The organism is Glutamicibacter sp. AGC46 (assembly GCF_053543715.1).
In genome coordinates this window covers 217,509-237,950 of the sequence record NZ_JBLVOJ010000011.1, presented here as the reverse complement: position 1 = coordinate 237,950, position 20,442 = coordinate 217,509, and the positions used below count along the sequence as shown (strand labels likewise).

The 20,442-nt window shown below is 61.0% G+C and carries 21 protein-coding genes, 4 tRNA genes and 1 riboswitch; of the genes, 11 read left to right on the top strand and 14 right to left on the bottom strand.

Going from position 1 to position 20,442, the window contains the following annotated elements; all coding sequences use genetic code 11:
* Positions 1-46: 46 nt before the first annotated feature.
* From ACNPM8_RS06250 to asd, 5 genes are all read left to right on the top strand, one after another.
* Positions 47-376: a GNAT family N-acetyltransferase gene (locus ACNPM8_RS06250; RefSeq protein ID WP_105656880.1), complete on the top strand. Its 330-nt coding sequence runs from the start codon at positions 47-49 to the stop codon at positions 374-376.
* Between the two features lie 109 nt (positions 377-485).
* Positions 486-1,295, top strand: a complete 810-nt coding sequence (locus ACNPM8_RS06245) for a thymidylate synthase (protein ID WP_448939464.1) — start codon at positions 486-488, stop codon at positions 1,293-1,295.
* Positions 1,292-1,867 (top strand): dihydrofolate reductase, encoded by a 576-nt coding sequence (locus ACNPM8_RS06240; RefSeq protein ID WP_332487075.1) that lies wholly within the window; start codon positions 1,292-1,294, stop codon positions 1,865-1,867. Before ACNPM8_RS06245 ends, ACNPM8_RS06240 begins: the two co-directional genes overlap by 4 nt.
* A gap of 7 nt (positions 1,868-1,874) precedes the next feature.
* Positions 1,875-2,102, top strand: a complete 228-nt coding sequence (locus tag ACNPM8_RS06235; protein WP_105656882.1) for an NF038396 family protein — start codon at positions 1,875-1,877, stop codon at positions 2,100-2,102.
* Positions 2,103-2,214: 112 nt separating this feature from the next.
* Entirely contained in the window at positions 2,215-3,333 is a 1,119-nt protein-coding gene (asd, locus tag ACNPM8_RS06230; protein ID WP_400342041.1) for an aspartate-semialdehyde dehydrogenase, read from the top strand.
* An 81-nt stretch (positions 3,334-3,414) separates the two neighbouring features.
* Here asd and ACNPM8_RS06225 read toward each other — a convergent pair whose 3' ends face one another.
* From ACNPM8_RS06225 to ACNPM8_RS06195, 7 genes are all read right to left on the bottom strand, one after another.
* Positions 3,415-3,930 (bottom strand): GNAT family N-acetyltransferase, encoded by a 516-nt coding sequence (locus ACNPM8_RS06225; RefSeq protein WP_448939463.1) that lies wholly within the window; start codon positions 3,928-3,930, stop codon positions 3,415-3,417.
* A 52-nt stretch (positions 3,931-3,982) separates the two neighbouring features.
* A complete protein-coding gene (locus ACNPM8_RS06220) occupies positions 3,983-5,044 on the bottom strand; it encodes a UDP-N-acetylmuramate dehydrogenase (RefSeq protein ID WP_133833608.1) in 1,062 nt (353 codons plus the stop codon).
* A 52-nt stretch (positions 5,045-5,096) separates the two neighbouring features.
* On the bottom strand, positions 5,097-6,296 hold the full coding sequence (locus tag ACNPM8_RS06215) for an MFS transporter (RefSeq protein WP_448939462.1): 1,200 nt from the start codon (positions 6,294-6,296) through the stop codon (positions 5,097-5,099).
* A gap of 2 nt (positions 6,297-6,298) precedes the next feature.
* The gene (locus ACNPM8_RS06210; protein ID WP_448939461.1) at positions 6,299-6,739 is read right to left on the bottom strand and encodes a MaoC family dehydratase; all 441 of its coding nucleotides are present in this window, start codon (positions 6,737-6,739) and stop codon (positions 6,299-6,301) included.
* A 2-nt stretch (positions 6,740-6,741) separates the two neighbouring features.
* Entirely contained in the window at positions 6,742-7,188 is a 447-nt protein-coding gene (locus ACNPM8_RS06205; protein WP_448939460.1) for an FAS1-like dehydratase domain-containing protein, read from the bottom strand.
* Between the two features lie 101 nt (positions 7,189-7,289).
* Positions 7,290-7,565, bottom strand: a complete 276-nt coding sequence (locus ACNPM8_RS06200) for a hypothetical protein (protein WP_105656889.1) — start codon at positions 7,563-7,565, stop codon at positions 7,290-7,292.
* Positions 7,566-7,652: 87 nt separating this feature from the next.
* A complete protein-coding gene (locus ACNPM8_RS06195; protein WP_332727213.1) occupies positions 7,653-8,594 on the bottom strand; it encodes a DUF2797 domain-containing protein in 942 nt (313 codons plus the stop codon).
* A 241-nt stretch (positions 8,595-8,835) separates the two neighbouring features.
* Between ACNPM8_RS06195 and ACNPM8_RS06190 the strand changes: the two genes are divergently transcribed.
* On the top strand, positions 8,836-9,612 hold the full coding sequence (locus ACNPM8_RS06190; RefSeq protein ID WP_448939459.1) for a GTP pyrophosphokinase: 777 nt from the start codon (positions 8,836-8,838) through the stop codon (positions 9,610-9,612).
* An 82-nt stretch (positions 9,613-9,694) separates the two neighbouring features.
* Here the strand turns inward: ACNPM8_RS06190 and ACNPM8_RS06185 are convergent.
* Both ACNPM8_RS06185 and ACNPM8_RS06180 read right to left on the bottom strand, forming a co-directional pair.
* A tRNA-Met gene (locus ACNPM8_RS06185) sits at positions 9,695-9,771 on the bottom strand.
* 47 nt (positions 9,772-9,818) lie between these two features.
* Positions 9,819-9,890: transfer RNA gene (locus tag ACNPM8_RS06180), tRNA-Thr, on the bottom strand.
* A 533-nt stretch (positions 9,891-10,423) separates the two neighbouring features.
* On the opposite strand from ACNPM8_RS06180, the gene ACNPM8_RS06175 reads away from it, so the two are divergent.
* Together ACNPM8_RS06175 and thiC are read left to right on the top strand one after the other, a co-directional pair.
* Positions 10,424-10,495: transfer RNA gene (locus tag ACNPM8_RS06175), tRNA-Thr, on the top strand.
* Between the two features lie 273 nt (positions 10,496-10,768).
* A riboswitch (TPP riboswitch) is annotated at positions 10,769-10,876 on the top strand.
* Complete coding sequence (gene thiC, locus ACNPM8_RS06170; RefSeq protein WP_448939458.1) at positions 10,873-12,615, top strand: phosphomethylpyrimidine synthase ThiC; 1,743 nt, start codon at positions 10,873-10,875, stop codon at positions 12,613-12,615. It overlaps the preceding riboswitch by 4 nt.
* A 92-nt stretch (positions 12,616-12,707) precedes the next feature.
* Here thiC and ACNPM8_RS06165 read toward each other — a convergent pair whose 3' ends face one another.
* On the bottom strand, positions 12,708-14,627 hold the full coding sequence (locus tag ACNPM8_RS06165) for a DEAD/DEAH box helicase (protein WP_448939617.1): 1,920 nt from the start codon (positions 14,625-14,627) through the stop codon (positions 12,708-12,710).
* Between the two features lie 308 nt (positions 14,628-14,935).
* Here ACNPM8_RS06165 and ACNPM8_RS06160 point away from each other — a divergent pair, with 308 nt between their 5' ends.
* Positions 14,936-15,352, top strand: coding sequence for a hypothetical protein (locus tag ACNPM8_RS06160; RefSeq protein ID WP_133833604.1), 417 nt, complete (start codon positions 14,936-14,938; stop codon positions 15,350-15,352).
* 88 nt (positions 15,353-15,440) lie between these two features.
* Here the strand turns inward: ACNPM8_RS06160 and ACNPM8_RS06155 are convergent, their stop codons facing one another.
* Positions 15,441-16,598, bottom strand: coding sequence for a cystathionine gamma-synthase (locus tag ACNPM8_RS06155; RefSeq protein WP_426733817.1), 1,158 nt, complete (start codon positions 16,596-16,598; stop codon positions 15,441-15,443).
* A gap of 27 nt (positions 16,599-16,625) precedes the next feature.
* Positions 16,626-17,990: a pyridoxal-phosphate dependent enzyme gene (locus tag ACNPM8_RS06150; RefSeq protein WP_426733815.1), complete on the bottom strand. Its 1,365-nt coding sequence runs from the start codon at positions 17,988-17,990 to the stop codon at positions 16,626-16,628.
* Between the two features lie 139 nt (positions 17,991-18,129).
* Between ACNPM8_RS06150 and ACNPM8_RS06145 the strand changes: the two genes are divergently transcribed.
* Positions 18,130-19,092, top strand: coding sequence for a DNA-3-methyladenine glycosylase family protein (locus tag ACNPM8_RS06145; RefSeq protein ID WP_133833601.1), 963 nt, complete (start codon positions 18,130-18,132; stop codon positions 19,090-19,092).
* 25 nt (positions 19,093-19,117) lie between these two features.
* Here the strand turns inward: ACNPM8_RS06145 and trxA are convergent, their stop codons facing one another.
* Both trxA and ACNPM8_RS06135 read right to left on the bottom strand, forming a co-directional pair.
* Positions 19,118-19,492, bottom strand: coding sequence for a thioredoxin (gene trxA / locus ACNPM8_RS06140; RefSeq protein ID WP_105656896.1), 375 nt, complete (start codon positions 19,490-19,492; stop codon positions 19,118-19,120).
* Between the two features lie 141 nt (positions 19,493-19,633).
* Positions 19,634-19,715, bottom strand: a tRNA-Tyr gene (locus ACNPM8_RS06135).
* A gap of 182 nt (positions 19,716-19,897) precedes the next feature.
* On the opposite strand from ACNPM8_RS06135, the gene ACNPM8_RS06130 reads away from it, so the two are divergent.
* On the top strand, positions 19,898-20,386 hold the full coding sequence (locus ACNPM8_RS06130) for a YajQ family cyclic di-GMP-binding protein (RefSeq protein WP_105656897.1): 489 nt from the start codon (positions 19,898-19,900) through the stop codon (positions 20,384-20,386).
* Positions 20,387-20,442: the final 56 nt, after the last annotated feature.

Below are 20,442 nucleotides of genomic sequence, written 5' to 3'. Positions count from 1 at the left end.
AGACTATGAATAGGAGACACGTCACAGCCAAGAATGAGGTAATGCCATGACTGCCCAGCAACCGAACCAGCCAGTCGAGAAGATTGTGCACCATGGACTGCGTTTGGATCACGATGCCAGCCGCGGCCGCTATTCGCTGTGGCACGGTTCCACTTTTGTCGGTTTCCTCGGCTACTACGAAGAAGATGGCATCGCCACCATCCAGCACACCATAGTCAATGAGGAATTCGGCCGTCGCGGATACGCTCGCGCGCTGGTGACCTTGGTTCTGGACAAGTTCCGCGACAAGGGGCTGAAGATCATTCCGGAGTGCAGCTACGTCCAGGACTACCTGCGCCGCTACCCGGAGTATAACGACATGGTGGCTGCGAGCTAGGCACGAGTGCGAGCAGCATCATCAATGCGCTTAGTTCCAGGAGCTTTCCGTTTGATCTAAACTGGGACGTGTGAATATGCCAGCGCCGACCACCAGCACGACAGGTAAGATGACGACTCCAATCGCAACCCCTTATGAAGATCTGCTTCGAGACGTGCTGGAGAACGGCGCCTCCAAGGAAGACCGCACCGGAACTGGAACGCTGTCGGTATTCGGCCGCCAGATCCGCTTCGATCTGAAGGATTCTTTCCCGCTGGTCACCACCAAACGCGTGCACTTCAAATCCGTGGCAGCAGAACTCTTGTGGTTCCTGCGCGGCGAATCCAATGTGAAGTGGCTGCAGGACCAGGGCGTGCGCATCTGGAATGAATGGGCTGACGAAGCCGGCGAACTCGGACCGGTCTATGGTGTCCAGTGGCGCAGCTGGCCAACTCCCGATGGCGGCCACATTGACCAGATCTCCCAGCTGGTCGACTCGCTGCGGAACAATCCGGACTCCCGCCGCCACATCGTCTCGGCGTGGAATGTCGCAGAGATCCAGAATATGGCGTTGCCTCCATGCCACGTGTTCTTCCAGTTCTACGTGGCCGAGGGCAAGCTCTCCTGCCAGCTCTACCAGCGCAGTGCAGACATGTTCCTGGGCGTACCGTTCAACATCGCTTCCTACGCACTGCTCACGCGCATGCTTGCCCACCAGCTCGATCTGGAGCCAGGCGAGTTCATCTGGACTGGTGGCGACGTGCATATCTACACCAACCACTTGGAACAGGTCAAGGAGCAGCTCTCCCGCGATCCCTACCCATACCCGACGCTCAGCTTCAATTCCAAGCCCGAGTCGATCTTCGACTACACGCTGGAAGATTTCAGCATCAATGTCTACCAGCACCACCCGACGATCAAGGGAGCCGTAGCGGTATGACTCCCAAGCCTCGCCACGCACACGACGTTGAACCGCTGGTTGGCGCCATTTGGGCCCAAGCCGAGAACGGCATTATTGGCGCTGACGGCGCCATGCCATGGCACGTTCCCGAGGACCTGGCCCATTTCAAGCGCACGACCGCTGGCCATCCAGTGATCATGGGTCGTGCCACATGGAATTCCTTCCCGGCGAAGTTCCGTCCATTGCCAGGACGCACCAACATCGTGCTGACCACGCAGGCTGATGCCCACGCGCAGCTGCGCAAGGATGGCGCACTCCCCGTCTCCAGCTTGGAAGAAGCCATCGCGTTGGCACAGCGCAGCGCCGGCGGCGAAGAAGTATGGATCATTGGCGGCGGAAAGGTCTATGCCCAGGCACTGGCGCTGCTGGACGTCGCGGTGATTACCAAGCTCGATGCCTCCCCTGCTGGAGATACCTCCGCACCGAAGCTCACCGCTGACTTCGCTCTGGGCGCATCCGATCCGTCCCTAGATTCGGAAGCTGCCCACTGGCACACTTCCTCCACCGGTACCCGCTACCGCTTTGAAACCTGGCTTCGCCAAAAGGATTAGAACGACCATGAAAAAATACATCGGAGAGCTCAAGCAGCACCCCGAAGCACTCTTCATTCTCGGATACATGCTCTTCCCGCTGCTGGCCTTGGTGGTGGCCGTACTCGGCTTCTTCATGGTTCTCGGCGGCCACAAGGTATTCGGCCTGATCATGCTGCTGGTCCCGACGCAGATCTTTATCTTCTCCGCCATGTGGGCGATCAAGAACCGCAAGCTGCTGCTTGAGGAAAAGTAAAACTTTCGCTGCACCGAGTCACACCTGAACCCTGCTGGGGCTTGGGTGTGATTCTGCTTTAACTGGTGTAACGAACCGGGCTCTGCCGGATAAACGCCCCTACCATGGATACATGACTTCATCTGTTGGTTTTGTAGGTTACCGAGGCATGGTTGGTTCCGTGCTGATGCAGCGCATGCTCGACGAGGGCGATTTCGTCCAGATTGACCCGGTATTTTTCTCGACTTCCAATGCCGGCGGCAACGCCCCGGCATTCGCTGAGGGTGCTGGGCCGCTGCAGGACGCGTTCGATATTGAAACGCTGTCCAAGTTGCCGATCATCGTCACTGCCCAGGGCGGGGACTACACGACCAAGGTCCACACCGAGCTTCGCAAGTCCGGCTGGGACGGCCTGTGGATCGATGCGGCGTCCTCGCTGCGCATGAATGATGATTCGGTCATCGTCCTGGACCCGGTCAACCGAGCCGTGATCGATGAATCCCTGGCCTCTGGCGTCAAGGACTACATCGGCGGCAACTGCACCGTCTCGTGCATGCTCATGGGCTTGGGCGGGCTGTTCAAGAACAACTTGGTCGAGTGGGGCACCGCGATGACCTACCAGGCCGCTTCCGGTGGCGGCGCACGCCATATGCGCGAACTGCTCACCCAGTTCGGCGACATCAATGCGTCGGTGGGCAGCGAGTTGGCTGATCCAGCCAGCGCCATCCTGGAAATCGACCGCAAGGTCCTGGAAACCCAGCGCGGAAACCTGGATGCCGCGCAATTCGGCGTACCACTGGGCGGTTCGCTGATCCCATGGATCGACGCAGATTTGGGCAACGGCCAGTCCCGCGAAGAGTGGAAGGCAGGTGTCGAGACCAACAAGATCCTGCAGACCCCCGGCGACAAGCAGATCATCATGGACGGCCTGTGCGTCCGCATTGGTGCCATGCGCTCGCACTCGCAGGCACTGACGCTGAAGCTGAAGGAAGACCTGCCGGTCTCCGAAATCGAGTCGCTGCTCTCAGCTGACAACCAGTGGGCCAAGGTCGTTCCCAACGAAAAGGAAGCCACCATGGACCAGCTGACTCCGGTCGCGGCTTCCGGTACCTTGGATATCCCGGTCGGCCGTATCCGCAAGCTGGAAATGGGTCCGGAGTACATCTCGGCCTTCACCGTTGGAGACCAGCTTCTGTGGGGCGCTGCCGAGCCGCTGCGCCGCATGCTCGCTATCGCCCAGGGTCGTCTCTAGGCACCTCATAGGCAAAGCCATGGCCAAGCCCAGAACAGAAATTTCTGTTCTGGGCTTGGCCATTTCCCTTGCGGATGAGCTCTAGTGGGCCCACTCATCCCGGAGTACCGAATAGATCAGTTGGTCATGCCACGCACCGGCGCGCCACTGCGCTTGGCGGATGACCCCCTCGCGGGTGAACCCCAGCTTCTCCAGGCACTTCTGCTCAGCCGCATTTTCTGCGGCTGTCGTAGCCTGGATCCGATGACGGGGGTAGTGGGTGAACAAGTAGTCGACGAGCATCTTCTGCGCCTGCGTGCCATGGCCCTGGCCGCGGTACTGGGCAAAGATGCCGATGGCGACTTCCCAGCAGGCCGAGGTGTTGGCCCGGCCCCACGACGAAACGGTGAACCAATCGACTTTGCCGATTACCTGCGCCCCCAAGCAGACTGCCAGCGCGCCATCGGCGTTGCCGATCAACTGGTCCTGGCCGACACGGGCGCGCAGCTTGTTCGTATCCCAGAAGCCGAACCACTGGGCTTCACCGGCACCCTGCACGGATTGGAAGTTCGCTTCCAGCAGGTCGATATCCTCCAGCCCGAGCTTTCGCAATGACAAGTGCACCCTTGTTTTCCTCCCGTGTTCCGGCGATGGCTGGCATGCTGCTCGCTTAGAGAGCTAGGCCGATCAGCAGCGGCTCATTGACCAGTTCAATGCCAAAACGCTGCTGCACGCCGGCGCGAACTGCCCGCGCAATGGCCACAATGTCCTGGGCGGTGGCTTCCCCGCGGTTGGTGATGGCCAGTGTGTGCTTGGTGGACAGGGACGCTCGGCCGCCAGCGAGCGCGAACCCCTCGGTCCCCTCCAAGCCGTAGCCCTTGCCGAAACCGGCCTGGTCGATGAGCCACGCGGCGGACAGCTTGAGGAAGCCAGCTTGTTCCGCCGGGTAGCTCGGAGCGTTCTCGGGAAGCTTGCCCATGACGCTGGATTCAACGATGGGGTTGGTGAAGAAGGAACCCGTGGAGTGCGAGTCGGCATCCCTGGCATCAAAGACCATGCCCTTGGAACGACGCAAGTCCAGAACGGTCTGGCGCACTTCGAGCGCGTCGGCGCGTTCGCCAGCTTCAACTCCGAGCCGGCGGGCCAGCTCTGCATAGCGGATAGGAGCCGATTCATTTTCACGGGTCAGCAGGAAGGCCACTTCCAGGACCACGTAGCGTGGGGATCCGTTGGTGCTCGTGCGCTTGATGACCGAATCGCGGTAGGCGAAACCAAGCTCGGAGTTATCCAGCTTGAGTACCTGGTTGCTCTGGCGGTCGTAGGCACGCACCCACGCCAGGGTCTGGGAAATGTCTGCCCCGTAGGCCCCGACGTTCTGCACCGGAGTGGCACCGGTGCACCCGGGGATGCCCGAGAGCGCTTCCAGTCCGCTCAGGCCCTCAGCCAGGCTGTATTCAACGGTCGTGTCCCAGTTCTCGCCGGCGGCAGCGCGCAGCAGCACCTTGCCATTAGGCTGCTCGTCCAGGTGCAGTCCGCGGGTGGCGATCTGCACTGCGACGCCCGGGTACCCCTCGTCGGAGATCACCAGGTTGGAACCCCCGCCAATGAGCAGAACGTCGTGCCCTGCGGTGTCTGCTGCCGCAACGGCTTGAGCCAGTTCAGCTTCGCTGGTAGCGGTCACCAATTGCTGGGCTGGCCCACCAACGTGGGTCGTGGTCAGATTCTTCAGCATTGCTTCAGTTTACTTTCCGTATGGGAACGAATAGGTGCGGCCGGCCGGCGTTCTACGCTTTGCCTGCGCCGCCGGTACGGTTTCCGGCGGCATTAGAGGACAAGCAGAAGGCCACGACCACCAGGATGGAAATGGAACCCAAAGCAGGGAGCAGGCCGATGACTTCAGCCAGCAGTCCCAAACGCGGCGGGCCACCGAGGAAGGCGCCGTAGCCGATGGTGGACACTACCGAGACGCGGGTCGCGGCATGAACAGGATCATCCGATGCCGCGCTCATGGCCAGCGGGAAGGTCAGGGCCACTCCCATGCCCCAGATGGCCAAGGCCACGAAGGCCAGCGGCAGGTTGTTGCCAAAGGCGAAGAGCAGTACCCCGACCAGGGCGCTGATGGCGCTGGCCCGGATCATGACGACGCGGCCCAGGCGCAAGATCAGATCGCCGGACAGCAGCCGGGTCAGGGTCATGGCGGTAACGAAGACGCCGTAGCCGATGGCTCCCACGCCTTCCTTCGTGTGGTATCCATCCACCAGTGCCATGGCCACCCAGTCGCCGGCTGCGCCTTCAGCCAGGGCCATGCCCAGAACCAGAACGCCCAAGAGGACGGTCTGCGGTTCGGTCCATGCCTTCTTCAGCGAGGTCCCGCTGCTGGTGCGCGGGGTCCGGCTGTAGTCTTCTCCGTAGAATCGGGCACTGTAGAGCACGGTGAAGACGATAACCAGGCCCATGAAGCCGTAGTGGTACTGCAACGGGATCTGCAGTCGGGCACCTAGCGCACCAGCGCCGGCACCGATCACGGTGCCGATGGAGAAGAAACCGTGCAGGGCAGGCATGATGCTCTTGCCCAAGGCGCGTTCCATGGCCGCGCCTTGGACATTGGAGGCGACATTCCATGATGCGGTCCCCAGGCCCTGGGCGAAGAGGAAGATGCCGCAGATCAGGGCGCTGCCAAAGATTCCGGCGCCCACGCCTACAAGAATGAGTGAACAGCCGGCTATTGTCGCGGCGATGCGCATGACGCGGGTGGCCCCAAGGCGCAGAACCAGTTGTCCTGAGACCGAGACGGACAGGAAGGATCCTGCACTCATGCACAGCAGCAGCAGTCCAACGCTGGCGTGGTCCAGCTGCAGGGCATCACGCACTGCGGGCAAGCGCGAAACCAGGGCCGAGATCAGCAGGCCGCTGGCCAGGTAGGCGGCCATCAGCGCGTTGCGCCACTGGGTTACAGGCCTCTGCGCTTCACCGGGAAGTTGCATGCCTAGAGCTGCACCACGGCTTGGCACTTGAGCAGTACCTTGCTGTCATGGGCCGAGACTGCCAAATCGATGCGGGCGGTGCGGGCTTCGGAGTCCAAGGCGCCGCCCTTGCCCTCCACCGAAATGGTGGTACCTTCGTGATTCGCCGGGTTGGTTCCTTCGGGATCTTCGACGACTACCGGCTTGGTGAAGCGGGTCTGGTAGTCGATGATGGCTCCCGGGTTGCCGACCCACTGGGAGACCAGGTCGATGACCGATCCCATGGTGAACATGCCGTGGGCAATCACCGATGGCAGTTCCACTTCCTTGGCGAAGCGCTCATTCCAGTGAATCGGGTTGAAGTCGCCCGAGGCACCTGCATAGCGGACGAGGTCCGCGCGGTTGACCTGCACCGTGTGCGATCCAATGACCTGGCCCTTTTCGAGGCTTTCGAATTCAATCATGCTTAGTCCTCAGCTCGTACCAGTAGCGATGAAACGGTGGTTGCGATCTTCTCGCCAGCCACGGTGGTTATTTCCGCGCGGGTGGTGATCATGGCACCGGCACCCATTTCACGGACCTGGTCCACGTAGAGCTCGGCAAGCAGTTCATCGCCGGCAACGATTGGACGGTGATGGGTGAAGCGCTGGTCGGCGTGCACCACGCGGGAGAAGTCGATGCCACTGGCCGGGTCGGCAATCAGCTGCCCGTCAGCGCGCTGGGCGATGATGATCGCGAAGGTCGGAGGGGCAACGACATCGCTATAGCCCAGCTCGCGAGCGGCCTGCACATCGTAGTGCGCCTGGTTGGCGGCCTTGGTGGCCTTGGCGAATTCGCGGATCTTTTCGCGGCCTACCTGGTAGGACTCGCCGGCAGGGTAGATGCGCCCTACCAGGTCGGGGTTGATGCCCATGGATTCTCCTGAACGTTGTTGGAAGTGGCCAGGCGAGGCTGCCGCCGGATACGGGACCCGGGCGCAGCCAAGCGGTCACACGGTGGAATTCTTGCGGAGCCCTAGTCCTGCCCGTCCGCCGGGCGCTTCTTGGCTCGAGGGGCCGCCAGGCCATTGGCAATGCGCCACTGGCGCGCATCCCTGGCGCGGACAACCAGTCCGGCGATGTGGCAGAGCATGCCGATGACCATGATGCCGATTGCTGTGTAGACCGTTGGCAGCGATGGAATGTTGGCGCCGATGATGGCCAAGATGATGCCTGCGCCCATGATGCCCATGGCAGCGAAGACGAGCTTCTTATAGCGTGGTGAGGCTGATTCCCAAGGAGTGTTGGTCATGGTTCAAGTCTAGTTCAGCTCCGGCTGTGTCCGCTCATTGTGGCCGGGGCATTTCCCCGTGACTCCCCCGACAACGCTGGGCCTGATTCAGAACAGGGCGGATTGCTCTTCCCTGAAATCTGCGCAGTTCTCCACGATGGCGACCTCGCGGGTCTTCAGCTCGGCGGCATCCAGCAGGCGCACGGTGGTGCCTTCGCCGCTGTCTGCGAGGATGCTTTGCCCCAGCACGCCGCGGATGCGCAGATTCACGGTGTTCCCGCCCAGCGCGGTATTCCAGGCATGCAGCGCATGGGTATCCCAGGCGTCTACTACCGGGCGGGCGAAGGCCGGTTGTTCCCACAGCTCGTCGCGCAGCTGCACGCCGTAGGTTTCCAAGCCCCGCTGGGCGCCAAGGAAGGACCGGGCCCGGCTTGCCGCTTCGGAGTTGATCTGGTCCAGCTGGGCGTAGTCCAGTTCCCAGCTGGCCAGTCCCTTGATCTTGGACTTCTGCCGGACTTGCTGGCTCAGGCCCACGTGTTCAGTGACAAGGTCTTCGAGCACTCGAATAGCGGCTCCATCAGCGGCGCGGGCAATATAGCGGGCAATGACCGCTCCCTGCTGCGCCAAGCGAGTCCATTTGCTCTGGGTTGAGGTGGTACCGACTTTGGTCGCCCCATGGGCGAAGCTTGCGACATACAAGAAGTGCGGCTGCTCCAGGTACTTGCGCATGCCTTCCGGGGCTTCGCCGGTCTTGTGGAAATGATGCATGAACTTCGAATGATCCAGCCGGCGGCAGCGTTCGCACTGGGTTCCGGTACGCAGCGCTTTGTTCTTCGGGCAAGGCAAGGTGTTGCGAGAGCCATCGCTGTTCATCGTGATGTAGCCCAGGCAGAATTTCAGTTCGCCGATGCGCAAGCTTAGGGAACGGTTGGCTTCCAGGTATTCGGTGCTCCATTTTTCCGCTTGCCTAAGCCGGAGCATGGGGGCGCGTTCATGCTCTGAGAAGCTGATGCCGTGGCAGAGCTGCCGGTGGTCGCTGGCGAATTCCATCGATGCCTTCCTCGAAGTTACCTCTTCAACGATAGTTCACCGGACATGGCTAGCTCCTGCAAGGCAGGTTGGCCGGCGCCTGCAGCCCGAAAGTTTGCTGGACGAATTCCCGATTCGTTCTGGCCTAATTCCTAGGAGAAGCCCTTAGGCTGGAACTGCACCGGAACCGTACCGCGGGCCGGGCCATAATCTGCTGAGGTGATCCAGGATTTCTGTCCCATTTGATGACAAGACTCGTGCAGTGGCCATCGCAGCTGCCGAGACCGCCCCTTCGCCGGCCGAGCTGCAGCGATTGACGCAGGCTTTCCGCCATGATTTCCAGCGTTTCATGATGGAGTACCAGTTTGCGGTGGACGAGGTGCTGACCAAGGTCTCGATCTTGCGTGAAGAGTTCTTGTATTTGCACAATTACAATCCAATTGAGCACGTCACTTCTCGGGTGAAAACTCCGGAGAGCATCATGCGCAAGGTCTCCCGCCGGAACATCTCCCCGTCCCTGCCTGCCATTCGCGAGAACATCAGCGACATTGCCGGCGTGCGCATTACCTGCAGTTTCGTCAAGGACATCTACAAGGTCCTGAACACGTTAACCTCGCAGAATGACCTGAAGGTCCTCCAAATCAAGGACTACATCAAGAACCCGAAGCCCAGCGGCTATAAAAGTGTCCATGCGATCGTGCAGATCCCGGTCTACTTGTCCGATGGCCCGGTCGATGTCGTGGTGGAGCTGCAGATCCGTACCATTGCCCAGGATTTCTGGGCAAGCCTGGAACATAAGATCTTCTACAAGTACGAGGGCGAAGTTCCAGAACATCTAGTGCAAGAGCTTGCCGACGCGGCGGCCATGGCGACGAAACTCGACATGCAGATGCAGCGCTTGCATACCGAAGTCCACGGCCATGATGCCAATCAGGCACCGAGCCAAGAGGCGGATTTCGATACGACAGCGATCCAGGGGCTGCTGTCGCTGGCTCAGCAAGCCAAGGACGGGAACCAGGAGAAGGACTTGGATCACTAGCCGTTCATGCCCTCGAAGGACAATGCTGCTTCGGGGCCGGAAACCAAAAAAGATCCTCGGCCGAGGCCGAGGATCTTTGATTTGGTAGCGGCGCCGGGACTCGATCCCGGGACCTCACGATTATGAGTCGTGCGCTCTAACCAGCTGAGCTACGCCGCCACAAGTGAGAAGCAATCCAGTAGAAGCCAAGAATGCTTCTCACTCAGAGCCCCCTGCCGGAATCGATCCGGCGACCTCGTTCTTACCAAGAACGCGCTCTACCACTGAGCTAAGGGGGCAACGAGTAAATACTCTACACGGATTTCCCGGCAAAGAAAAATCGGCGGATCACCCCGGAAAAGACCCGGAGAATTCTGTAAAACAACTAGTCAATGACTATTTATCCCCTTACTCGCTACCCCGGGGACGAAGGGTGGGACAAAAAGTGCCCTGGTGACGATGCTCACGAGAGTGCTCCTCGCGGTCAATCGCGGATTTGCCATGACGCGCAGGATAGAATCCCGCGGATCATCCCCGGAGGCCAAGCATCGAATTACCCCGCTTGGAACTTCGGAACGCTGACACCTTTTCCCACTCCAGAACCCCTGACCGAGCGGCACTTGGGCAACACCCGATCCACCCAGGCGCGCAGGCGCCGCTCTGGTGTCCGGCAGCTGGATCCCGTGCCGTGAACCGGGGTGCTGGAAACCGCCAGGAAGGCAACAGCTCCTTGCTGCCCATTCCGGTCTTGAGTAGGAATATTGTGACCTCAGCAACAAATTCCCGACGGATTTTGCAAACCTCAAAGACCTGTGTAAAGTATTTACCTGTTGCCCCCTTAGCTCAGTGGTAGAGCGCGTTCTTGGTAAGAACGAGGTCGCCGGATCGATTCCGGCAGGGGGCTCGAAATAAGAGAGGCAATCTGGTTCCAGATTGCCTCTCTTTTCGTTTATCCCGCAGATGCCGTGTAGCCACTGCGAGCATGGCCCAAGGCGCACCCCACGCTGCAGCACCGGCTATCGGCCGCGTCTTGCGCCCCGGATTCCAGGTGCCCCCGGCAAGAGTCTCCGGCCAATGAAAAGCATCCTGGCCCGCCACAGCCGACCCTTCCCACTTCCTTGATGTCAGGCCCTGACCACTGGGTTTGCGTTTTCTCCTCGCAAGCGTGCTAAGTTGTTCGCGACCACACGGGTGCCCTGGCAAGGGCTGAGATCGGGCTATCGCCGTCCGCGACCGTTGAACCTGTCCGGGTAATGCCGGCGAAGGAAGTGAGTTTCCCCAGTGGAACAAATTGAACAGCACCCTGCCCACACCCTTGCCTACCGTGAATCTGCGGGAATTTCTGTTCCCGTCACGCAGATCCAATTGGCAGACTCCCCCAATGGACAGCCCAACGAGCCGCTGGCGGTATATCGCACCAGCGGACCGGGAAGCGAGCCCACCCAAGGCCTGCAACCCTTCCGCGAGCGGTGGATCCTGGAACGCGGGGACGTGGAAACCTATGCAGGCCGCGAACGCAACCTGCACGACGACGGACGCTCAGCGGTCCGCCGCGGCACGGCCAGCGCGGAATGGGCCGGACGCTCAGCCCCGCCACTGCGGGCCGATGGCGGAGCCCGCGTGACGCAGATGCACTATGCGCGTGCCGGGATCATCACCCCGGAAATGTGCTATGTGGCCCTGCGCGAGGAATGCGATGTCGAGCTGGTGCGCAGCGAGCTCGCGGCCGGGCGAGCCATCATCCCGGCGAACATCAACCACCCGGAATCCGAGCCGATGATCATCGGCAAGGCGTTCCTGGTCAAGATCAATGCGAATATCGGCAACTCGGCGGTGACCAGCTCCATCGCAGAAGAAGTCTCCAAGCTCCAGTGGGCGGCCAAATGGGGCGCGGACACGGTAATGGACCTGTCCACCGGAGATGACATCCACACCACCCGCGAGTGGATCATCCGCAACTCCCCGGTCCCCATCGGCACCGTGCCGATCTACCAGGCGTTGGAGAAGGTCAACGGCGAAGCCAACGAACTGACCTGGGAGATCTTCCGCGACACCGTCATTGAGCAGTGCGAGCAGGGCGTGGACTACATGACCATCCACGCCGGGGTGCTGCTGCGCTACATCCCGCTGACTGCCAACCGGGTCACCGGCATGGTCTCGCGTGGCGGGTCCATCATGGCCGGCTGGTGCTTGGCGCACCACCAGGAGAATTTCCTCTACACCCACTTCGATCAGTTGTGCGAGATCTTCGCGCAGTACGACGTGGCCTTCTCGCTGGGCGACGGGCTGCGCCCGGGCTCCATCGCAGATGCGAACGACGCCGCCCAGTTCGCCGAGCTGGACACCCTGGCCGAGCTGACCAAGCGCGCCTGGAAGTACGATGTGCAGGTGATGGTCGAAGGCCCGGGGCATATCCCGTTCCATCTGGTGCGCGAGAATGTGGAACGCCAGCAGCAGCTGTGCGACGGGGCGCCGTTCTATACCCTGGGCCCGCTGGTCACCGACATCGCCCCGGGCTACGACCACATCACCAGCGCCATTGGCGCCACGGAGATCGCACGGTACGGGACCGCGATGCTCTGCTACGTCACCCCCAAGGAGCATCTGGGACTGCCCAACCGGGATGATGTGAAGACCGGGGTGATCACCTACAAGATCGCTGCGCACGCCGCCGATCTGGCCAAGGGCCACCCGGGTGCCACAGCGCGGGATGATGCGCTGAGCAAGGCGCGCTTCGAATTCCGCTGGAATGACCAGTTCGCGTTGTCCCTTGACCCGGTCACCGCACAGGAATTCCATGATGAGACCTTGCCGGCCGAGCCGGCCAAGACCGCCCACTTCTGCTCCATGTGCGGGCCGAAGTTCTGCTCCATGCGCATCTCCCAGGATATCCGCGACGAGTACGGCTCGGCCGAGGCGCAAGCCGCATTGGCCGGGATGGCGCAGAAAAGCAAGCAGTTCCTGGAAAGCGGCGGCACGGTCTATCTCGGGGACGGGATCCCGGTGGGAACTCCTGCTCCGTAAATAGCCTGCGGCGCACGAAAAACGCCCTTGGGGCAAGCTTTCGGCTTGCCCCAAGGGCGTTATTCAATGCTGTTCAGCTGCGTGCGACAGGCTTAGTAGTCGCGACGTCCACCGCTGCGGCCCGAGTCGCTGAAGCGATCCTTGCCGCCGCGTCCGCCGCCGCCGAAGCCGCCACGTCCGCCGCCGCGTCCGCCACCGAAACCGCCACGGCCGCCACTGCGTCCGCCGCCGAAGCCACCACCACGGCCGCCACGGAAGCCACCGCGGTCGCCTTCGTCGTCACGGCGCGGGCTGCGGCCATTGTCGAGCTCGAGCTCGATGGCTTCGCCGCCGATGCGGGTCTTGGACAGTGCACGCCACTGGTCCTTGCTCAGCTCTGCTGGCAGCTCGACCAGGGTGTGGTCTGAACGGATCTCGATGCCGCCGATTTCCGAAGAATCGAAGCCGCCCTCGTTGGCCAGTGCGCCAACGATCGAGCCCGGCTGCACGCGGTTGCGTCGGCCTACGGCCAGACGGTACATGGCGTTGCCTTCGGCAGCGGTCTTGCGGGTACGTGGACCGCGATCGCCACGGTCACCGCGTTCGCCACGGTCACCGCGTTCTGGGCGATCCATGCGTGCCTTCTTCGAAGGGGACATGACTGGTTCGGTCATCAGCAGCGGGCGGCCGCCCTGGGCCATCAGAGCCAGTGCAGCTGCAATTTCCAGCTGGTCCAGGTCTTCGTGCTCGGAAGCGAACTTCTCCACGATTTCGCGGAAGGTGGTCAGGTCCTGACCGCTGATGGTCTTGTCGATGCGATCGGTGAACTTCTGGATACGACGGTCGTTGACCGAATCCAGCGAAGGCAGCTGCATCTGGGTCACCGGCTGGCGGGTAGCCTTCTCGATGGCACGCAGCAAGTACTTCTCGCGCGGGGTCATGAACAGGATCGCGTCGCCCGAGCGGCCGGCACGGCCGGTACGGCCAATGCGGTGCACGTAGGACTCGGTGTCATGCGGGATGTCGAAGTTGATAACGTGCGAAATACGCTCAACGTCCAAGCCACGAGCTGCCACGTCGGTAGCAACCAGGATGTCGATCTTGCCCGAGCGCAGGTTCTCAACGGTGCGCTCACGCTGCTGCTGAGGGATGTCGCCGTTGATGGCAGCCGCGGTGAAGCCGCGGGCCTTCAGCTTGTCGGCCAGGTCCTCGGTAGCCATCTTGGTGCGGACGAAGGTGATAACGCCTTCGAACGACTCGGATTCCAGGATGCGGGTCATGGCGTCCAGCTTGTGGGCGCCCATGACCTGCAGGTAGCGCTGGGTGATGTTGGTGCCGGTGGACTGCTTGGACTTCACGGCAACTTCCTGCGGGTTGCGCAGGTATTCCGAAGCGATGCGGCGGATGGTGCGTGGCATGGTTGCCGAGAACAGGGCAACCTGCTTGTCCTCCGGGGTAGCTTCCAAGATCTTGTCGACCTCTTCGGCGAAGCCCATGCGCAGCATTTCGTCGGCCTCATCAAGGACAACGTACTGCAGGTTCGACAGGTCCAAGGAACCCTTGTTGATGTGGTCGATAACGCGACCTGGGGTACCAACGACTACCTGGGCGCCACGGCGCAAGCCGTTGAGCTGCGGGCCGTATGGCGAGCCGCCGTACACTGGCAGAACGGTGAAGTTCGGCAGGTACTTGGCGTAGGAAGTGAAGGCTTCGGCGACCTGGAGGGCCAGCTCGCGGGTTGGAGCCAGAACCAGGATCTGCGGGGTCTTGGCTGGACCATTGGTGTCAGCCAGCTCTGCCATGCGGGACAGGGCAGGAAGCGCGAAAGCAGCGGTCTTGCCGGTACCGGTCTGGGCCAGGCCGACAACGTCGCGGCCTTCGAGAAGCAGTGGAATGGTCGCTGCCTGGATTGGCGATGGCTTTTCGTAGCCAAGGTCGGCAAGCGATGCAAGCACGCGGGCATCCAGGCCAAGTTCGGAGAAGAGCACGGTTGGCTCTTCCGGGGTCTGGTTGTCGTCGGTGTTTACGGGCATGTCAGAAGACACGAAGAATTACCTCATTCGTTAGGGGATAGGCCTTGGCCGTCCCCAAAGAAACGACGTATAGGCTGCACAGTCAGATACAAGTCACGCTCATCAAGCGCTCCCCTATGACATAAAGACCCGCACACACTTTGCGGAAAATACAACACGAGAAGGCTCCGGCCTCAAAAATTGGGCTGGATGCGAGAGGGATACCCTGATGTTCGCGAACACTTAATGCTAGCTTGAACAGGCCACTATTGTCAGTGTCGAGAGCGTGTGAGATCGGGCACCGCACCAAAGCACGTAGGGTTGAGAACGTGAAGAAACCACTTTTTCCGCGACGTCCAGATGAGCCCACCCCAGGCGGATTGTTCATCGCCCAAATGCTATGGCTCCTAGCCGGAGTGCTTTTTCTCGGCTTCGGAGGCTTCCTGGCTTACGAGCATATCCAGGATTCCGCGCTGGATTTCGGAGCCATTGCGCTGATGATCTTTTTCGCCGCTGCCGGCCTTGCCTGCTGTGTGCTGGGTTACCGCTTATTCACCGGGGACCGGGCCGCGCGCGCCCAACTGTCCTGGTTGGGCCTGATTACCGCGCTGCCGCTGTTGCTGCGATTCGGCCGCTATTCGCTGCTGGCGGCCATCATCATGTTCAGCGTGGCCTTGATGTGGATGCCAGCGAGCAACAGGTATTTCAAGATCGTGGATCCCAAACCGGCCAAGCGCCGCCGGTAGCCGATCCGGAACTTCGTTCAAAGCACCAAGGACCTGGGTTCCGTTGCCCTTTGCGGGCAGCGGAACCCAGGTCCTTTGCGCTTGGTTCTTACAGGTTGGCGAAGGCCTTATCCAGGTCTTCAATCAAATCTGCCGGGTCTTCGATGCCAACGGACAGGCGCAACAGGTTCACCGGAACCGCCAGCTCGGTACCCTTCACCGAAGCGTGGGTCATCTCCGACGGGTAGTTCATCAGCGATTCGATGCCGCCCAGGGATTCTGCCAAGGTGAATAGCTTGGTGCTCTCGGCAATCTTGCGGGCCGCTGATTCTCCGCCGGTGAACTGGACGGACACCATGCCGCCGAAGCCGGACATCTGCTTCTTGGCAATCTCGTGGCCCGGGTGGTCTTCGAAGCCCGGGTAGAGCACGCGCTCGACTTCGCTGCGCTCACGCAGCCACCCGGCAACCTGTGCGGCGTTCTCCGAGTGGGCGCGCATGCGAACGCCCAGGGTCTTCAGGCCGCGGGTGGTCAAGAAGGCGTCCATCGGGCCCGAGACGGCACCCACAGCGAACTGGATGAAGCCGATCTTTTCTGCCAGCTGCGCATCCTTGACGATCACCGCACCGCCCACCACATCGGAGTGGCCGCCAATGTACTTGGTGGTCGAGTGGACCACGATGTCAGCACCCAGGGTCAGCGGCTGCTGCAGGAATGGGCTGGCGAAGGTGTTGTCCACGACCAGCAATGCTCCGGCGGCGTGGGCAATCTGCGCGACCTTGGCGATGTCGGTGATGGTCATCATCGGGTTCGAAGGGGTCTCAACCCACACCAGCTTGGCCTTGTTCTTTTCGATAGCGGCAGCCAGCGCTGCTTCATCAGCCATGTTCACCGGGGTGTTGCCGATGCCCCAGTCGCCCAGCACGCGGTCAATCAGGCGGAAGGTTCCACCGTAGGCGTCGTTGCCCAGCACAATGTGATCGCCCGGACGCAGGATCGCACGGATCAGCGAATCCTCGGCGGCCAGGCCGGAGCTGAAGGAGAAGGCGTGGGTGCCGAATTCTGCGCCGGCCAGCTGCGCCTGCAGCGCGTCGCGGGTCGGGTTGGTGCCGCGGCCGTACTCGTATCCGTTGCGCAGGCCGCCAATGCCGTCCTGCGCGTAGGTCGAGGAGAAGTGCAGCGGCGGAACTACCGCGCCGGTGACCGGTTCGAATTCCTGGCCCGCATGGACAAAGCGGGTGTTTGCTCCCTGGTGGTTTTCAGTCATCGATATCAATCCTTTGAGGTGTTGTCTCTAGCGGGTGGAGTAGGCCAAGAGATCGGCTGCGGTAGCCGCGGCGATCACTTCGCCGCCCTTGGTCAGCAGTACGGCCGGGTGGCTCTTGAGCAGTTCCTGTGCATGTTCCGGGGTGTCTGCGGTGCCGATGAATGGCTTGGCCAAGTCGCCCAGGTCTGCCAGCGTACTGGTTGGTTCTGCGCCAGCCAGCAGTGCGTCGGTGATGTCCCCCGCGCCAATGACACCGCGGATCTCGCCGATACGCGCTGGCAGCGGCGAGGTCGACACGACCAATGCGTCATCGCCCTGCTCGCGCAGTGCCTTGGCCGCTTCGGCCAGGGTGGTATCCAAAGCCACCGTGGTGGTGCCCTGCTTGGCAAGTGCCGCGCCGATGAAGTCCAAGGCGGAGTATTCATCGGTGGTGAAGCCCTGGTCCAGCATCCACTGGTCGTTGAAGATCTTGGCCAGGTAGCCGCGGCCGCCATCCGGGGCGATCACGACAACTATGTCGTCTTCGCCCAGGTCCTTGGCTGCACGCAGCGCGGCGACCACTGCCATGCCCGAAGAACCGCCCAGCAGCAGGCCTTCTTCCTTGGCCAACCGGCGGGTCATTTCAAAAGCCTCAGCGTCGGTGACTGGTTCCACGGCATCCGGCACGGATGGGTCGTAGTTCCCTGGCCACATATCTTCACCGACGCCCTCGACGAAGTATGGGCGTCCGGTGCCACCGGAGTAGACCGAGCCATCCGGGTCAGCGGCAATGATCTTGACCGGGCCCGAGGCGCGGCCGGCGGAAACCTGCTTGAGGTAGCGTCCGGTGCCGGTGATGGTGCCGCCGGTTCCTGCGCTGATGACTGCATGGGTCAGCTTGCCGTCGGTGTCGTTCCAGAGTTCCGGTCCGGTGGTTTCGAAGTGGCTGTCGGGTGCTGCCGGGTTGGAGAACTGGTCGGGCTTGTAGGCGCCGTCGATCTCGGTAACCAGGCGGTCCGATACGCCGTAGTAGGACTGAGGGGAATCCGGGGCCACCGCGGTTGGGGTGACTACTACCTTGGCACCGTAGGCGCGCAGTACGTCGCGCTTTTCCTCGCCGACCTTATCCGGGGTGACGAAGATGGTGTTGTAGCCCTTGAGCTGGCCCACCATGGCCAAGCCGACACCGGTGTTGCCGCTGGTTGGTTCCACGATGGTTCCGCCGGGCTTGAGCTGGCCGGATTCTTCGGCGCGCTCGACCATCTTCAATGCGATGCGGTCCTTGATGGAACCACCCGGATTCAAGTATTCAAGCTTCACCAATACAGTGGCTTTGATCCCCTCGGTGACTCGATTGAGCTTCACCAAAGGGGTATTGCCGATCAGATCTAGGACTGTGGACGCATACTTCATGTCAAGAACTTTACCGGCGGTTGTCATACATGTCGTTCCGGCACGTAGCGAAACGTCACGCAGTGGACGGGCACTTTTCATCAGTGCTAGGCAAGCCTGCCGCCAGCTACTGCAGGCACGAGGCTATAGGATGCGATTCATGGAGAAGCCGTTGAGCGCCGATTACGATCCGCACCGCCCCGTGTCCTTGCTCAAGACTTTGGGAATCCTGCGCCGGGGACTGGGAGATCCGACCATCCGCCTGTCCCGGAGCGAAGCATGGCTGGCCTTTGGAACACCGTTCGGAGATGCCACGCTGCAAATCAGCAAGCCCGCACCCACCGCCCCGGCAACGTTTCGAGCATGGGGTCCCGGAGCCCACTGGGCCATCGGCTCAGCTCCGAACCTTCTAGGGGCGCTCGATGACTGGAGCGATTTCGACGCGAGGATCAAAGAAGGGCAGTTCCCCGAAATTATCGCGCGCACCCGCTCGTTGCATCCGGACTTCGTTCTGCCCAGCACCGGCAGGATCTTTGAGCACGCCGCCGGGGCGATCTTGGAACAGCGGGTGACCGGGATTGAAGCGAATTATGCCTGGCGCTGGCTGATCCGCCACCTGGGACAGCGGGCTCCGGGTCCGGCTCCCGAGGGCCTGATGATTTTCCCCGGACCGCAAAAGGTAGCCTCGATGAGGCGCTGGGACTGGCAAAAGGCGCGCGTTGAAGGACAGCGGGCTAACACCATGGCACGCCTGCTGCAGGTTGCCGGCAGTTTGCAGTGGTGGGCAGAGAAGCCAATGGACCATGCACGGCCCACCGCCAAGGCTCCGGGCACCTTGGAAGCCGCCTTGGGTTCGGTGCCGGGCATTGGTCCCTGGACAATTGCCGAAACCCTGCAGCGCTCCCACGGATCCAGTGACCATATTTCGGTGGGAGATTTCCATCTGGCTGATTTCGTGGGCCAGGTGCTTACCGGTTCCCGAATCAGCGATGGGCAGATGCTGGAGCTATTGGCGCCATACGCCCCGCACCGTCAACGCGTAGTGCGCTTGCTGGTGCTTTCGGGGCAGAAAAAACAAAGCTTCGGGCCCCGTTACGCACCGCTGGATCACCGGCGGAGGTAAAGGAGCCCGAAGCCTCTAATGGTTCTTAGGAATCAGCCTGCGCGGCTTCCTCGGCGATCTGCTTGTGCACTTCGCTCATGTCAATGCCCTTGACCGCGGTGACGAGATCTTCGAGCTGGGTCTGGTTCAACGCACCAGCCTGCGAGAACACGAGGACCTGTTCGCGGAACGCCATGATGGTAGGAATCGAGGTCACGTTAGCTGCACGGGCCAGGCCCTGCTCAGCTTCGGTATCCACCTTGGCAAAAACGACGTCGCTGAACTTGTCCGAGGTCTGGTCGTAAACCGGTGCAAACTGCTTGCACGGCCCGCACCAGTCGGCCCAGAAGTCCACGAGGACGATGTCGTTGTCTTCAATCAACTTCGCGAAGTCGTCTTCGCTCACATTTTTCGTTGCCATGGTTATACGGTAGCCGATCCTTATTTGAAATACGTAGAAAGGTGATCTTGTTCGGAACCGGGAATAGGAAAGATCCGGGTTGCCATGCATTCCTTCCGCATGCAAAAAACTCCCGGATCCTGGGATCCGGGAGTTATTTTGTGGCAGATACTGGATTCGAACCAGTGAAGGCGTTGCCAGCTGATTTACAGTCAGCCCCCTTTGGCCACTCGGGTAATCTGCCGAGTACGTTCGCTTCAAGAACATTTACTCTTGTCGGAACGAGAAATAACTCTACAGGAGTTTTTCGATGTTGTGAAATCGAGAGGGGCATTTTTGCTGTAAGCCTGATCACACCCCAAATCCAGGGGGTAAAACCGGTAGGCTATGAAGCGAATCAGACCCGTTTCAACTAGGAGTATTCACATGGCTAGTGATTCCACATTCGACGTCGTAAGCAAGGTTGATAGCCAGGAAGTCGCCAACGCGATGAACCAGGCCCAGAAGGAAATTGCCCAGCGCTACGACTTCAAGGGCGTCGGCGCTGAAGTTGATTTCAGCGGCGAGAAAATCCTGATGAAGGCCAACTCGGAAGAGCGCGTCAACGCAGTACTGGATGTTTTCCAGTCCAAGCTGGTCAAGCGCGGCATTTCCCTGAAGTCATTGGATGCCGGCGAGCCATTTGCATCCGGCAAGGAATACCGCATCGAGGCAAGCATCAAGGAGGGCATTGCCCAGGATGTCGCCAAGAAGATCAACAAGCTGATTCGCGATGAGGCGCCTAAGGGCATCAAGTCAACCATTCAGGGTGACGAGCTGCGCGTCTCTTCCAAGTCCCGCGATGACCTGCAGGCCACCATGGCTCTGCTGCGCGACTTCGAAGAAGCGGATCTGCAGTTCGTGAACTTCCGCTAGGACTGACCCAGCGTTAGAAATCACGTGATACACAGCGAGGGGGGTTTCCCATTCAC